Below are 15,093 nucleotides of genomic sequence, written 5' to 3'. Positions count from 1 at the left end.
CGTTCCAGGCCAATCGTAAATCAGATCTCTTTCTTCGAAGAACTTTTTGCATCTGACCATGTGGACCGGTGAGCGATCAAGCTATCCTAGACACGCCCGATTCCCTGACTTCCATGAGAGACGCACATGTCCGGCTTTGCACTGTTCGTTCTGTTTTTCTTCGTCCTTTGCATCATCCTGGTGGTGCTCAGCGTCAAATTCGTACCCCAGGGAACCGAATACACGGTGGAACGCTTCGGCAAATACACGAGGACGCTGAGTCCCGGCATCAACTGGATTCGTCCGGTCATCGATCAGATCGGCGCCCGGCTGAACATGATGGAGCAAGTCCTGGACGTCCCCTCGCAGGAAGTGATCACCAAGGACAATGCCATGGTCACGGTCAACGGAGTGGTGTTCTACCAAGTGGTGGACGCCGCAAGGGCCGCTTATGAAGTCAACAACCTCCAGTTCGCCATCATGCAGCTGACCATGACCAATATCCGCACCGTCATGGGATCGATGGATCTGGATGAGTTGCTCTCGAAGCGGGACGAGATCAACGCTCGCCTTCTCACCGTCGTGGATGACGCCACCACCCCCTGGGGCGTCAAGGTCACCCGCATCGAAATCAAGGATATCGCCCCACCGCAGGACCTCGTCGATTCGATGGCCCGGCAGATGAAGGCCGAGCGGGACAAGCGCGCCGCCATCCTGGAAGCGGAGGGTCATCGCCAGGCCGAAATCCTCAAGGCGGAGGGCGAAAAACAGGCGATGATCCTCGAAGCCGAAGGACGGCGTGAAGCGGCTTTCCGCGACGCTGAAGCCCGCGAAAGGCTGGCGGAAGCCGAGGCACGCGCCACGGCTCTGGTCTCCGAGGCCATCGCCAAGGGCGACATCCAGGCCGTCAACTATTTCGTCGCCCAGAAATACGTCGAAGCTCTGCGCGATGTGGCCGCCGCGCCGAACAACAAGCTCATCCTCATGCCGCTGGAGGCCTCCAGCCTGCTCGGTTCCCTGGGAGGCATCGCCGAGCTGGCTCGGGAGAGCTTTGGCGCGCCCAAGGTCCGCCAATGACCGGGTTCAGCCTGGTTTTCTGGCACTGGTGGACGCTGGGTGCCCTGTTGCTGATCCTCGAGCTCCTCCTCCCGGGGATGTATTTCCTCTGGATGGCGGAAGCAGCGCTGCTGACGGGTGCGGTACTCTGGCTGCTCCCCGGGCTGGGGTGGGAAATCCAGCTGCTGGTGTTTTCCGTCCTTTCTCTGGCCAGCATCTTCGTCTTCGAAAAATTCATCGGCCGCAAACCCATCGTTTCCGATCGGCCTCTGCTCAACCGCCGGGCGGCGCAATACATCGGGCGAACCCTGATGTTGGAGCAGCCCATCGTCAATGGTATGGGGAAAATCCGTATCGACGACTTGATTTGGCGGGTGCATGGGGATGATTGCCCCGCCGGTACCAAAATCAGGGTGTGTGACGTGGACGGCGTCATTCTGAAGGTCGAGCGGGTCGATTGATTGCCGTCATTTGAATCCTGCGTCTGCGGGTCTTTTCGAAGTGCATTTCGAATTCATTCGGAATAAACGGCTACGCGCCATCGTTTATCCGGCGGTCGGGTTTTCGTTCCTCTTCGTCTTGTATGCGGCCGCCGGATTATGGATCGTTCCCTATTGCCTTAAAGCCAGGTTACCGGAGATTGCGGCAGCGCGATTGCAGGGGTCGCTCCGGTTGACGGAGGTCAGATTCAATCCGTTTTCAGGCAGGTTGGAGTTCGATCAGATGGCATTGGCCACCCTCGATGGCCAATCCGCCCTGACGGCGGAGCACGTCTTTTTCGATATCGCCGTGGCGGCCAGCCTGAGAAGCGGGTATTTGGTGGTGGAAGGCATGGCTGACCAGGTCGGTCTGCGTATATGTCTGGATACGAAGGGGGTTTCCAACTGGACCAAGCTCATGGGAGGGACCGGAGAGTCGCCTGCTCCACGGGTGCCTTTTGGTGTCGAAAGATTTTCCATCAGAAACGCTGGCGTGGAATTCATCGATGAAGGTAGCAAGGTCCACCTCGGCGCCTCGGAGGTGAATGCCGATCTTTACGGTCTGGGTCCGGATTTGAGCGAGCCGGCGCGCCTGGAAATGAAGGCTTCCATTGCAGGCAGGGCCAAGGTCAGCGGCAATTCGGAACTCACGCTGATTCCTTTTCATGTGAATCCAGTCGTCTACCTGGATGATTTCGACCTGACATCCATCGCGGCTTATCTCGAAGGGATGGGCGTCGTGATCAAGCAAGGAAGGATGAAAGGAAATCTGGCGTTTGAATATGGATCGGATGAGGCAGGACAAGTGTTCAGGCTGGGTAAATCGAATCTTATATGGCATGACGTTCAATGGGGCATGAAAAACGGTCCGGACGCAGATTGGGAGGTCGACGACATTCGCCTCGACGGGCTGGAATACGATGGTGCTACGGCGACGCTGAGGTTGGCCAAGTCACATATAGATACTCTGGCAGTTGCTTCCCGGAATGGGGTCAAGGTCCGGATTTGTGACGCGGATTTGGGAAAGCTGTTGCTCGATTTGTACAGGTTTTCGGCGCAGGCCGGGAGCATCGCCATACGTACCGTCGACCTGACCCAGGACCGCGGGTCTGGAAGCATGGCGGCGGCAGTTTCCAATCTCTGGTCCAATGGTTTGGGATGGAGTGAAACCCGGCTGGCGGCGAGAGGATTAGGATGGGAGGGCATGAGGCTCTGGGATTCTTCCGCGACCTTGGGTGAACCACCGGAGATTCGTTTCAGAAAAATGTCAGCGGAAGATGTGGCGGCCGATTTCGTAAAAAGGTCTTTTTCGATGGCCAAGTTCGATTCCGCCGATGCTGAAATCAGTGCCTGGATTTCGCCAAAAAGGGAATTCGAAATTCCTGGTTTTCTCGGTGACTGGGCCGGTGTGATACGTCCTGGCTCTTCTAACGAAGGCTGGGCGTTCAGTCTGGGGGAAGGAGTGATCCGAAATTACCGGCTCAACCTCGCCGACCATGGCGTCGATCCGCCAGCCCGTATCGGCCTCGATGATTTGGAAATACGGCTCCAGGGAGTGGATACTCGGCAGGGAAAATTCGCGCTCCGTCTGGAATCTGTCGTGGACCGTAAGGGCAGGATCAGCGTGCAGGGTTCCGGGAGTTTCGATCCACCGGAAGCCGAACTGCGCCTGCAAGTGGAAAACCTCGGTCTGCGGCCGTTCCGATCCTATCTCGACGATTTCGCCCGGATTGATCTGGCCAAGGGACGGCTCAACCTCGAAGGGGGGCTGGCATACCGTCCGGTCGGGAACGACGTTCGTTTCAGCGGAACGGCCGAAATCGCCGGCCTGGTTACCGTGGACAGGAAGGATGGAAGGGATTTCATTCACTGGCGGTCCTTGCGCGCGGAAGGACTGACACTGGAAACGTCCGCGAACCGGCTGAGCATACGCCAACTGGTCGCCGACAGGCCCTATGCCCGTATCGTCGTGAGCCGGCAACGTACGCTCAATTTGATCGAAAATCTGTTTCAGCCGCGTTCGAAGCCCGCTGGTCCGTCTGGGCAGGCGAGCCGGCCGTTCGCGGTCACGGTGGGTTCCCTCCTGGTTCGCGATGGCTCCGCGGATTTTTCCGACCTCAGTCTCCAGCCGAGCGTTTCCGTCGATATTCGCGGTCTGACCGGTGTCGTCCAGTCTTTGTCGTCCAGGCCGGACGCCGAGGCGGAAGTCTCGATCAAAGGCAGCATCAGCGATACCTCACCGGTGACCATCAGCGGCCGGATCAACCCGTTCCTGTTCGGTACCTTCGCCGACCTCAGCATACGCTTCAAGAACGTCGATCTCACCGAACTCTCGCCTTATTCCGCCCGCTTCGCCGGTTATCGCATCGACAAGGGCAAGGCCGACCTGGATCTGCATTACCGGCTTCGCGACCGGAAACTGCTGGCCGACAACAACCTGGTGTTCGACCATCTGACCCTGGGTGAGCGCGTCGACAGCCCGGAGGCGATTTCCCTGCCGGTGAAGCTCGCGGTGTCCCTGATGCGGGGGCTGGACGGCAAGATCAACATCGATTTGCCCATCAGCGGCAATTTGGACGATCCTAAGTTCAGCATCACCGGCTTGTTGACGAAAGCTGCCGTGGGGGTGATCACCAAGGTGGTCAGCTCGCCGTTTTCAGCGATCGGCATGTTGTTCGACGGCGGCAGTGACGATGCCGGCTCGATCGATTTCCGTCCTGGTTCGTTCGAACTGGAGGGTGCCGAAAAGAGTAGGCTGGACGGACTGGCGACCGCGCTTTCGCAACGCCCCGGCCTGTCCCTGGAAATCCGCGGAACAGCCCGGAGCGGCAGGGATGCGAGCGCGCTCGCAGAACAGCAGTTGCGGCGGCAGCTGGAGAACGCCAAAGCCATCGAACTGCGTCTTGCTGGAGGAGACCGAGACAGGGCGCCGGCCGGTTCCTCGGTCCTGTCCGGGGAGGACTATCGCCGCTTGTTCAGTCACTTCTACCGTCTCCGTTACCCCGGAGCAGCGGAATGGGCGGCGTTGCCGCGAGGCGAGCGGGTGCTTGGGGGGGAGCTTTTTGAAAGCGCCCGGGGGAAAGTGTTGAAGGACTGGTCCATTAGCGAAATCGATCTGCGCCGTCTGGCGCAGGCGCGCGCCGCGGCAGTACGCAGCTATCTCGTGCAGAAAGGGATCGAACCGACGCGGATTTATCTGCTCGACGTGGAGCTGACCCCCGGTGACGGTGACACCGTCGCCCTCTTGAGCCTGAGTTGAGGGCTGTCAGATGAAACGGAGAATGCCGCGCTCGTGGAGGTCTGCCAGTACCGGCTCGACCTGCCGGCTCAGGATCAGGGTATCGCCGCCGGTTTCTTCCGCCAGCCCTTCGACATGCTTCCTGAGCGCGGAGGTTCCGCTTTCGCCGAACCGTTCCAACAGGCGATACAGCAGTGGTGGGCACTCCAGAAAGTGCACCCGGTCGTCCCGGCCGCGGTAGACCAGAAGGAAGCTGGGCATTTCCGGGGGGGAATCCGGCGTGAAATCCGGACCGATGCGGTGGACCGGGTACCGGTAGGCCAGGCGCCAGGCCAGAGGGGAAATCTCCACGCTTCGGTCCAGCCAGTCTGGCGGCAGGCCGTCTGATCGCGAAAACGCCTCGGCAGGATGGATGGCCAGAGCGAGTTCAACCCATTCGTAATGGGCGAGTTCGAACAGAAATGGTGGGTCATCCCCGCCCGCTTTCCGCTCTTGTTCGAGATAGGCGAGGAATTCCTCGCCTATCTCGGAGAAATACGGGGTGGTGCAGACGTGACGGGCGAAGAAATCCCGTACCAGCGCATTCCAGCGCTCCTCGCCCAGAATCCGTTTGATGACCGGAAAGCCGTGACCGATGAAACTTTCGATGTTGTTGTACAGCAGTTCCCGATAGATCGCGATCCGCTTGGAGGGGATGCCGGCTGGCGCGGGATGCCGTGCAGGATCCCGGATGTGGGAGGCGAAAGCTCGCTGCAGGCGCTGAAAGGCGAATCCGGTTTCAGCCATGACACAGTTTGGGTTCGGCCGCCGGTCGCCGCTGCATGGCTCGGATCGTACCGAGCTCGTCCAGCAGTCTGGACAGAGGAGGGATGTCGAAGTCCCGTTCCAGCAGTGTTGGGAAAACGCCGAAGGTCTCATAGGCGGCGCCGAGCAGTTCCCAGACCGGGTCCACCACCGGCGCGCCATGGGTGTCGATCAGGAGATCCGGTGCTTGTACGTAGTGGCCCGCTATGTGGGCGTAGACGATGCGCTCGGATGGCAGGGCCCGGAGGAAGGCCGTCGGGTCGTAGCCGTGGTTGACACTGTTCACGTAGATGTTGTTGACATCGAGCAGCAGGTCGCAATCGGCTTCCGCGAGCACGGCGTTGAGGAAATCGATCTCGTCCATTTCCTGGCCCAGCGCGGCGTAATAGGAAATGTTCTCGATGGCGATGCGCCGCTCCAGGATTTCCTGGACCCGGCGGATGCGTGCCGCGACGTAGTCCACCGCGTCGGTGGTGAACGGGATCGGCAGCAGATCATAGAGATGTCCTTCGTCGCTGCAGTAGCTGAGGTGCTCGCTGTACAGTGAGATGGAATGGTATTCCAGGAACGCCTTGAGTTCGGTGAGAAATGCCCGGTCCAGAGGCGTCGGTCCGCCCAGGGAAAGCGTCAGTCCGTGGCAGACGAACGGGAAGCGTTCGGTCAGAGAACGAAACAGGCGACCGTTGCGGCCGCCCATTCGCATCCAGTTCTCGGGCGCGACTTCATAGAAATCCACCGATTCCGGCGGATCGGCGGCAACAGATTCGATGAAGTTGCGTCTGAGGCCCAGCCCCGCGCCGCAAATGCCGGTGGGTCGGTCGCTCATCCCGCGCGGCGCAGCCCGTAGGAAATTCAGGGTTTGGGGGTCTCGGCCGGAGCGGGAGCCGGGGAGGCACCATCTTTCTTCATGCCGGCGCACTTGCCTTCCATCGCCTTGGTGTCGGTGCTCTGCATCATCGAGGCGCCGCACTTCATCTCCGGGTTGTTTTTCATCACCTCGGCGCCGCATTTCATTTCCTTCTGCTCTTTGCCGGCTTCGGCGACCTGCATGTAGCCGCTCGTTAGTTCCTTGGCGGCGAAGGGGTTCTCGGCGGCGACGGTGCCGGCCGACAGGGAGGTGGCCAGGGCGGTGCCCACGACGGTCGACAGCGAGGTTTTCTGGAATTTATTGCTCATGGCAGCTCAAATCCTCCAAGGTAAGTAATCATGCACGATCGAGGCATGCATTTGGTTAGACAACGCCGGAGCGAAAAGTCATCATGAATCGCCGAAGCCATTGTCCGGGGCATTCTCCCCTGCGGTTATTGTCACACATGGCCCACACCTTGGGTACTCCGAGAGTGTGCTTGAAATGAGCGCTCCCGCCCTCACAACCTCGGACAATTGAATACGACCTTGAGGGGTTGAACCGATGCGAATGGACAAACTGACCAGCAAATTTCAGGCGGCCCTCGCCGATGCTCAGAGCCTGGCGCTCGGACGTGATCATCAGTTCATCGAAGCGGTGCACGTGATGTCGGCGCTGCTCGATCAGGAAGGCAGTACGGTGCGGCCGCTGCTGATTCAGGCCGGAGCCGACGTGCCCCAACTGCAGCAGGCCTTGGGTGCGGCGCTGGAGCGTCTGCCGGTGGTGGAAGGCGTCGGCGGGGACGTGCAGATTTCGGCCGAGCTGTCGCGGGTGCTGAACCTGACCGACAAACTCGCCCAGAAACGCGGTGACCAGTTCATCACCAGCGAGATGTTCGTGCTGGCGGCGCTGGAATCGCGCGGCGAACTTGCCGAGCTCCTGCGCAAGGCCGGCTTGACCAAGGAAGCCTTGGAACACGCGATCCAGGCGATGCGTGGCGGCCAGGCGGCGGATGATCCGAACGTGGAGGACCAGCGTCAGGCCTTACAGAAATACACTATCGATCTGACCGAGCGTGCCGAACGCGGCAAGCTCGATCCGGTGATCGGCCGGGACGACGAAATCCGCAGGACCATTCAGGTGCTGCAGCGGCGCACCAAGAACAATCCGGTGCTGATCGGCGAACCGGGCGTGGGCAAGACGGCCATCGTCGAGGGATTGGCCCAGCGCATCGTCAACGGTGAAGTGCCGGAAGGCGTCAAGGGCAAGCGCCTGCTGGCTCTGGACATGGCGGGGCTGATCGCCGGGGCGAAGTTCCGTGGTGAGTTCGAGGAGCGGCTGAAGGGCGTCCTCAATGACATCGCCAAGCAGGAAGGCCGCGTCATCCTGTTCATCGACGAGTTGCATACGATGGTCGGCGCCGGCAAGGCGGAAGGGGCCATGGATGCCGGCAACATGCTCAAGCCGGCACTGGCGCGCGGGGAATTGCACTGCATCGGGGCCACCACGCTGGACGAATACCGCAAATACATAGAAAAGGATGCGGCGCTGGAACGGCGCTTCCAGAAGGTGCTGGTGGATGAGCCGACCGTCGAGGACACCATTGCCATTCTGCGGGGCCTGAAAGAACGCTACGAGGTCCATCACGGCGTCACCATCACCGATCCGGCGATCGTGGCCGCCGCCACGCTGTCGCACCGTTACATCACCGACCGCCAGTTGCCGGATAAGGCCATCGACCTGGTGGACGAGGCCGCCAGCCGCATCCGCATGGAGATCGATTCCAAGCCGGAGGAAATGGACCGGCTCGACCGCCGTCTGATCCAGCTCCGGATCGAACGCGAAGCTTTGAAGAAAGAGACCGACGAGGCATCGAAGAAGCGGCTGGAGGCACTGGAAGGCGAGATCGGCAAGCTGGAAAAGGAATACGCCGATCTGGAGGAGATCTGGAAGAGCGAAAAGGCCCGGCTCTCCGGTGCCGCCAGCATCAAGGAGGAACTGGAAAAGGCCCGGCTCGACCTGGACAACGCCAAGCGCAGCGGCGATCTGACCCGCGCCGGCCAGATCCAGTATGAACGGATCCCGGCTTTGGAAAAACGGCTGGCCGTGGCCGAAGCCGGTGAGGATAGCGAGTTCCGCCTGCTGCGCAACAAGGTCACCGACGAGGAAATCGCCGAGGTCGTTTCCAAATGGACCGGAATTCCGGTGGCGAAGATGCTCGAGGGTGAGCGTGAGAAACTTTTGCACATGGAGGAGAACCTGAGCCGGCGGGTGGTTGGCCAACAGGAGGCGATTACCGCAGTGGCCAACGCCATACGCCGGTCCCGCGCGGGTCTGGCCGATCCCAACCGGCCGAATGGATCATTCCTGTTCCTGGGGCCGACCGGCGTGGGCAAGACCGAATTGTGCAAGGCGCTGGCCGAATTCCTGTTCGACACCGACGAGGCGATGGTACGCATCGACATGTCGGAATTCATGGAAAAGCATTCGGTCGCCCGCCTGATCGGGGCACCGCCCGGCTATGTCGGGTACGAAGAGGGCGGTTATCTCACCGAGGCCGTGCGGCGCAAGCCCTATTCCGTGATCCTGCTGGACGAAGTCGAAAAGGCCCATCCGGACGTCTTCAACGTCTTGCTGCAGGTGCTGGACGATGGCCGCCTCACCGATGGCCATGGCCGTACTGTGGATTTCCGCAATGCGGTGGTGGTGATGACCTCCAACCTGGGCTCCAATCGCATCCAGGAGTTGGCGGGGGAGGCGCATTACGCCGAGATGAAGGCCGAGGTCATGGAAATCGTGGGTCAGTATTTCCGGCCGGAGTTCATCAACCGCATCGACGAGGCGGTGGTGTTCCATCCCTTGGGGCGGGAGCAGATCCGCGCCATCGCCCGGCTCCAGGTCCGCCATCTCCAGGAACGCCTGGAGGCGCGCGAACTGTCCCTGGTGGTATCGGATGCTGCGCTGGACCTGCTCGGCGAGGCCGGATTCGACCCGGTCTATGGGGCGAGGCCGCTGAAGCGGACCATTCAGCAGGAACTGGAAAATCCTCTGGCGCTGGACATACTCGCCGGCCGCTTCGCAGCCGGCGACGTGATCGGGGTGGATGTCGAGAACGGAAAGCTGCAATTCTCCCGGATGGGCTGAGGCTGACCGCGCCGCCTTCGTCCCCCGGCCTGACGCGGAGTTGTAACGGGACGGTAATCTTCGGTAATTAGATTAGACGCGGTTTTTTAACGCTGGAATCCGAAGAATGTCCGACATCAACGTGCTGGTAGTGGAAGACGAGGAAGCCATCCGGGAGATGCTGACCCTGGTCCTCGAACAGGCGGATTTCGCCGTGCAGACCGCAGGAGACGTCCAGCAGGCCTTGAACCGGATGGACGAACAGGAACCCGATCTGATCCTGCTGGACTGGATGCTGCCCGGCGTCAGCGGCGTCGAGTGGGCGCGTCGCCTGAAGAAGGACGAGAATTATGGCGACATCCCGTTGATACTGGTGACGGCCCGCGGTGAGGAGGAAGACAAGATCAGGGGGCTCGACGTGGGCGCCGACGACTACGTGACCAAGCCCTTTTCGCCGCGGGAGTTGATCGCACGCATCCGCGCGGTCCTGCGTCGCAGCAACCGGCAGTCCAAGCTGGACGGGCGCATCGAGATCGGCGGTATCCTGCTGGACACCGATGAACACAGACTCAGCATCGATGACGAATCGGTGAACCTCAGTCCGACGGAGTACCGCCTGATGGAGTTTTTCCTGACCCACCCGAGCAAGGTGTACAGTCGGGCCCAGCTGCTCGACCAGGTGTGGGGCCGCAGTGCCTATATCGAGGAACGCACGGTCGATGTCCATATCCGGAGGCTGCGCAAGATACTTTCGGAACACGACCGGGAAGACATGATTCAGACCGTCCGCGGATTTGGTTATCGTTTCTCGACGCGGCCCGACTGACGCATGTTCCGGGCCTGGGCCTCCGAGCTCTTCACGATATTCTGGGTGGTGCTGGTTGCGGTCATCGCTGGCCGTATCGCTGAGGACTTCGGTTTCGCCCTGTGGGTCGGCACGCTCTTGTACCTGCTTCATCACCTGGTCCATGCCAACCGCCTGTATGTCTGGATGCGGGGCGGGCGGAGCGGCCGTGTTCCCGCCGGCACGGGAATCTGGGAAGAAATCTATTACCTGATCCACAAGCTGCGCCGCCGCAACAAACGGCGTAAGAAGCAGCTCATCCGCATGCTGGAGCAATTCCGGACGGCGACTTCCGCCTTGCCGGACGCCACGGTGGTGCTGGGTGCGCGGGACGAAATCGACTGGTTCAACGAATCGGCCTGCCGTCTTCTCGGCCTCCGCAAGAGCGATCTCGGTCAGAACATCGGCAATCTGGTGCGCTATCCGAAGTTCGCCGAACACTTGAAGAATTCCCGGGACAGCGCGACCGTCTGCATCCCCTCCCCGGTGGACGAGGCGATACAGCTGGAGGTTCGGGTCGTCCCCTACGGTGAGGACTCCAGGCTGCTGATCGCCCAGGACGTGACCCAGCTCCGTTTCATGGAGCGGGTGCGCAGTGATTTCGTGGCGAACGTTTCTCACGAGCTGCGCACGCCGTTGACGGTCTTGAAGGGTTACATGGAAACGCTGAACGAGGGCGGACAGGATCTCCCCCCGTCGGCCTACCGAAAGATGGTCCAGCGCATGGTGGAACAGACCGGCCGCATGCAGAGTCTGGTCGACAATCTGCTTTCCCTCACCCGCCTGGAATCGGGTCCGCCCAAGCCGGCGGCCGTGGTTCGGGTGCCCGCTCTGCTGGAACGGCTGTGCAAGGAAGCCAACGTGGCGGAGGCGAATGAACACACGCCCGTGCGGCTGATACTCGATTCCCAGGTTTCCCTACTGGGCAACGAGATCGACCTGCACAGCGCGTTCGCCAATCTGGTTTCCAACGCCATCAAGTACAGCAGACCGTCCGATACCGTGACGGTACGCTGGTCGCAGGAGGAATCCGGAGCCGCCCGGCTGGATGTCGAAGATACCGGTCCGGGAATTCCGAAGGAACACATTCCCCGTCTCACTGAACGTTTCTATCGGGTGGAAATCGAAGGCTGCCGCAACAAGTCGGGCACCGGCCTGGGACTCGCCATCGTCAAGCACGTCATGTCGCGGCATGATGCCGAATTGCTCATCGCCAGTGAACTGGGCCGAGGCAGCCGGTTCACCTGTCTTTTCCCGTCGAGCCGCGTCGTGCCCGGCGCGGACAGGGGAGACCCAGAGTAACCGGCGAGTTCCTTTCCGGGTCCTTCTTTTTCTATCATTTGCACTGAATCCCCCCGGATCGGGCTCGAATCCGCCTGTCAAGAAAATTCAATGGAGGGGGTGGGATTGTGGTTGCGCTCGTCTGTTAGGCTGTTTTACTATTGGACCTGTTGTTTTATCACGCGTGATTTGTTGCATTTTTGCTAAGGAGACGGGGTATGGTTAAACGCACTTTGATGGCGCTGGGCATGGTGGCCGCAGCGACCGCTTCGGTACAGGCCGAAGAGACTTTCATGGACGACCGCTGGTACATTGCGCCGGTCGCGGAGTACACCTATACGGGGCGTAGTCCGGGCATTCTTCAGCAAGCCTGGGGCGCAGGTCTTGGCATCGGCAAGATTATCAATGAATACTTCAATGTCGAAGTACGTCCGTTGTGGAATCATTACGAAGGCAACACCACCAATGTAGGTGGGCCGGAGAACCGTAACGCGGACATGTACGGCGGCGTGGTCGACGTGCAGTATTACTTTTCTAGGGATGCGTTCCAGCCGTATGCGGTCGTTGCCGCCGGTGGTTCGACCTGGGGCTACAACGGAAATAATCGATCGACCCGTTTCCTGGGGGAAGCCGGGCTCGGTGCAAACTACGAGCTGAGCGACAACTTCCTGCTCCGCGGTGACCTTCGTTACCGTGCCAACGTGCTGGCGGACAATAATGGTCCTGGAGACCAGCACGGTTTGATACTGAACATCGGCTTCATGGTTCCGTTCGGCGAGAAGCCCCATGCAGCCGTGGCCGCCGCACCGGTTGCCCAGGACACCTGCGAATCGCGCGATTCCGATGGCGACGGTGTGAACGACTGCCTCGACAAATGTCCCGGCACGATGAAGGGCGCGAAGGTCGACAGCGATGGCTGCTTGATCCGCATCGAGCTGCATGGCGTCAACTTCAAGTACGACTCGGCCGAGCTGACCGACAGCGCCAAGCGTATCCTCGACGAGACGGCGGAAAACCTGATCCTTTTCCCCGAGAAGCGGGACATCGAAGTCGCCGGCCATACCAGCACCGAGGGTACCAACGAGTACAACATGCGCCTGTCGATTCGCCGTGCGCATTCGGTGGCCGACTACCTGAAGGCCAAGGGCGTGACCAACCAGCTCTATCCGAAGGGCTATGGCGAGGAATATCCGCTGGTTCCCGAGCATAGCGAAGCGGATCGTGAAAAGAACCGCCGCGTGGAACTGATCTGGATGGGTGACTGACCGGCGGCTGGCTTCGGCCGGCCTTCCGCACCGCCCGACCCGCAAACCCGCCTTCCGGCGGGTTTGCTTTTTTGGCGCGCGCCGAGGCAGTAGTACAATCGGCCCCGTCGGATACCCGACGTTCGGGTAGACGCCACTGCTGTTGGTCCAACCCATTCACGAGGATATCAGGTGCTAAAAAGATTCCCGGCGTACGCCGCCGCTTCAGTCCTGTTTTTCCATGCCGCAACGGCGCAAGCGGAATTCGGACGCCCTTATCTCTTGATCGCGGGCTCGTCGACGATTTTCCCCCTAGCCAGCGCCGTGGCGGACCATGTGTCGGCATCGGGCAAGATCCGCAAGCCGAAAGTCGAGTCCACCGGCACCGGCGGCGGCATCAAGCTGTTCTGCGAAGGGACGGGTCGGAACTATCCCGACATCGTGCTTGCCTCCCGAATGATGAAGAAGGTCGAGCGCGAGGAATGCGGGCTCAACGGCGTGAACGAAATCACCGAATTGAAGATCGGCTATGACGGCATCGTCGTCGCGCAGTCACGTAAAGACGGGCCTTGGAACTTGACCAACCGCGACCTGTACCTGGCCTTGGCCAAAATGGTCCCGGATCCCAAGTGCAGTGGGTCCTGCGACCGGCTGATACCGAACCCCTACAGGAAATGGAGCGAAGTCAACCCCGCTTTGCCGGATCGGCCCATCGTAGTGTGGGGACCGCCCTTGAGTTCCGGAACCCGTGACACTTTCGCCGAGGACGTGCTCGAAGCGGGCTGCGCGGGCTTTCCGGCGATGAAACAGATGATGCTGGCCAACGAGGCCAGGTTCAAAAAACTCTGCCAGTCCATCCGCGAGGACGGTGTTTATGAGAGTGAGCCGGAAAGCAGCATCATCGATCATATTGCAAGCGGCCATGGCCTAGGCATCATCGATTTCGGCGTCCTTGCCAAGCACCGGTCCGAACTGGTCGCGGCTCCCATCGAAGGCATCGAGCCGACCTACGAATCCGTCAAATCACAGCGCTATCCGGTGGGTCGGCCCCTTTACATGTATGTCAAACAGGCGCATTTGGGCCTGGCACCGGGCATGGAGGCCTATCTCAAGGAATTCACCAGCGATAGGGCCTGGGGTGACGAAGGCTATCTCATCGCCGACGGTCTGATCCCGATGCCAGCCGCCGAACGGACCATCGAGTTGGAGAAATTGAAAGGAATCGTGGCCTTGGCGGAGCCCGCGGCAGCCAAGAACGGAAAGAAACCCGGAAGCAGGGAAAGCAAGTCGGCCAGCAAAGCCAAATCCGCTAAGGAGAAGGGGGCCAGGAAGTCGCACGGATAGGCCGATGAGCCAGACCCCGGTCGAGTTGAACCTCGACGACATCGATCGCTACATCGCCGAAGATCTAGGCGCCGGCGATCTGACGGCCGACGTCGTTCCAGCGTCGGTTTCCGCCCGGGCCGAGGTCGTTACCCGGGAGTCCATGGTCTTGTGCGGGCAGGCATGGTTCGAGGCCGTTTTCCGGCGGCTCGATCCCGCCGTTAGGGTAATCTGGTTGGCCGAGGAAGGCGCGGAAGTTTCCGCCGGTGACTGCGTGTGTGAAGTCGAAGGAAACGCCAGGGCGTTGCTCAGCGGCGAGCGCACGGCGCTCAACCTGCTACAGACCTTGTCCGGGACCGCGACCATCGCCCGCCGGTACGCCCAGGCCGTCGCCGGCACCGGCGTGAAAGTCCTGGACACCCGGAAAACCCTTCCCGGCCTGCGTCTGGCCCAGAAATACGCCGTGCGGTGCGGAGGCTGCCACAATCACCGCGCCGGTCTCTACGATGCCGTGCTCATCAAGGAAAATCACATCGCCGCCGCCGGCTCCATCGGTGAGGCGGTGGCAACGGCGCGCCGACTGCATCCGGGTGTCCTGGTCGAGGTCGAGGTGGAAAACTTCCCGGAACTCGAACAGGCCTTGGCCGCCGGTGCCGACCGGATCATGCTGGATGACTTCGAACGGGATGCCTTGAGCAAGGCGGTCGCCGTCGCCGCAGGGCGTGCGGAACTGGAAGTGTCCGGCAACATCGATCTCGACAATGTTCGTGCCGTGGCGGAAACCGGGGTGGATTTCATTTCGGTTGGCGGATTGACCAAACACCTCCGCGCGATCGATCTGTCCATGCGCATCGCCCTGCTTGGCTGACGGCCGT

At 60.8% G+C, this 15,093-nt stretch carries 12 protein-coding genes; 9 read left to right on the top strand and 3 right to left on the bottom strand.

Features of this window, described 5'->3' with window-relative positions; genetic code table 11:
• Positions 1–126 precede the first annotated feature (126 nt).
• The 3 genes from H156_RS0106430 to H156_RS0106420 are packed head-to-tail and all read left to right on the top strand — an operon-like array spanning position 127 to position 4,773.
• Complete coding sequence (locus H156_RS0106430; protein WP_010962296.1) at positions 127–1,056, top strand: SPFH domain-containing protein; 930 nt, start codon at positions 127–129, stop codon at positions 1,054–1,056.
• Positions 1,053–1,496 carry an NfeD family protein gene (locus tag H156_RS0106425; protein WP_017364787.1) on the top strand — a complete coding sequence of 148 codons (444 nt, stop codon included), beginning with the start codon at positions 1,053–1,055 and terminating at the stop codon, positions 1,494–1,496. Before H156_RS0106430 ends, H156_RS0106425 begins: the two co-directional genes overlap by 4 nt.
• A 40-nt stretch (positions 1,497–1,536) precedes the next feature.
• Positions 1,537–4,773, top strand: a complete 3,237-nt coding sequence (locus H156_RS0106420) for a DUF748 domain-containing protein (protein ID WP_476638831.1) — start codon at positions 1,537–1,539, stop codon at positions 4,771–4,773.
• Positions 4,774–4,779: 6 nt separating this feature from the next.
• On the opposite strand, the gene H156_RS0106415 is transcribed toward H156_RS0106420, so the two are convergent.
• Genes H156_RS0106415 through H156_RS0106405 form a run of 3 tightly spaced genes read right to left on the bottom strand, consistent with a single transcriptional unit; the run spans position 4,780 to position 6,732 of the window.
• Complete coding sequence (locus H156_RS0106415; protein ID WP_010962293.1) at positions 4,780–5,538, bottom strand: HvfC family RiPP maturation protein; 759 nt, start codon at positions 5,536–5,538, stop codon at positions 4,780–4,782.
• A complete protein-coding gene (locus H156_RS0106410; RefSeq protein WP_010962292.1) occupies positions 5,531–6,382 on the bottom strand; it encodes an HvfB family MNIO-type RiPP peptide maturase in 852 nt (283 codons plus the stop codon). Before H156_RS0106410 ends, H156_RS0106415 begins: the two co-directional genes overlap by 8 nt.
• 26 nt (positions 6,383–6,408) lie before the next feature.
• Positions 6,409–6,732, bottom strand: coding sequence for a hypothetical protein (locus H156_RS0106405; RefSeq protein WP_010962291.1), 324 nt, complete (start codon positions 6,730–6,732; stop codon positions 6,409–6,411).
• A 235-nt stretch (positions 6,733–6,967) separates the two neighbouring features.
• Here H156_RS0106405 and clpB point away from each other — a divergent pair, with 235 nt between their 5' ends.
• The 6 genes from clpB to nadC all read left to right on the top strand — a co-directional run bounded on the left by clpB (position 6,968) and on the right by nadC (position 15,086).
• A complete protein-coding gene (clpB, locus tag H156_RS0106400; RefSeq protein WP_010962290.1) occupies positions 6,968–9,547 on the top strand; it encodes an ATP-dependent chaperone ClpB in 2,580 nt (859 codons plus the stop codon).
• A 106-nt stretch (positions 9,548–9,653) separates the two neighbouring features.
• On the top strand, positions 9,654–10,352 hold the full coding sequence (gene phoB / locus H156_RS0106395) for a phosphate regulon transcriptional regulator PhoB (protein WP_010962289.1): 699 nt from the start codon (positions 9,654–9,656) through the stop codon (positions 10,350–10,352).
• Positions 10,353–10,355: 3 nt separating this feature from the next.
• Entirely contained in the window at positions 10,356–11,672 is a 1,317-nt protein-coding gene (phoR, locus tag H156_RS15880; RefSeq protein WP_051220192.1) for a phosphate regulon sensor histidine kinase PhoR, read from the top strand.
• 197 nt (positions 11,673–11,869) lie between these two features.
• Entirely contained in the window at positions 11,870–12,916 is a 1,047-nt protein-coding gene (locus H156_RS0106385; protein WP_010962287.1) for an OmpA family protein, read from the top strand.
• Positions 12,917–13,087: 171 nt separating this feature from the next.
• A complete protein-coding gene (locus H156_RS0106380; protein ID WP_017364827.1) occupies positions 13,088–14,239 on the top strand; it encodes a PstS family phosphate ABC transporter substrate-binding protein in 1,152 nt (383 codons plus the stop codon).
• A gap of 4 nt (positions 14,240–14,243) precedes the next feature.
• A complete protein-coding gene (gene nadC, locus H156_RS0106375) occupies positions 14,244–15,086 on the top strand; it encodes a carboxylating nicotinate-nucleotide diphosphorylase (RefSeq protein ID WP_017364826.1) in 843 nt (280 codons plus the stop codon).
• Positions 15,087–15,093: the final 7 nt, after the last annotated feature.

It is taken from the genome of Methylococcus capsulatus str. Texas = ATCC 19069 (assembly GCF_000424685.1).
Lineage (GTDB): Bacteria > Pseudomonadota > Gammaproteobacteria > Methylococcales > Methylococcaceae > Methylococcus > Methylococcus capsulatus.
This window is presented reverse-complemented; position numbering and strand designations above follow the sequence as displayed.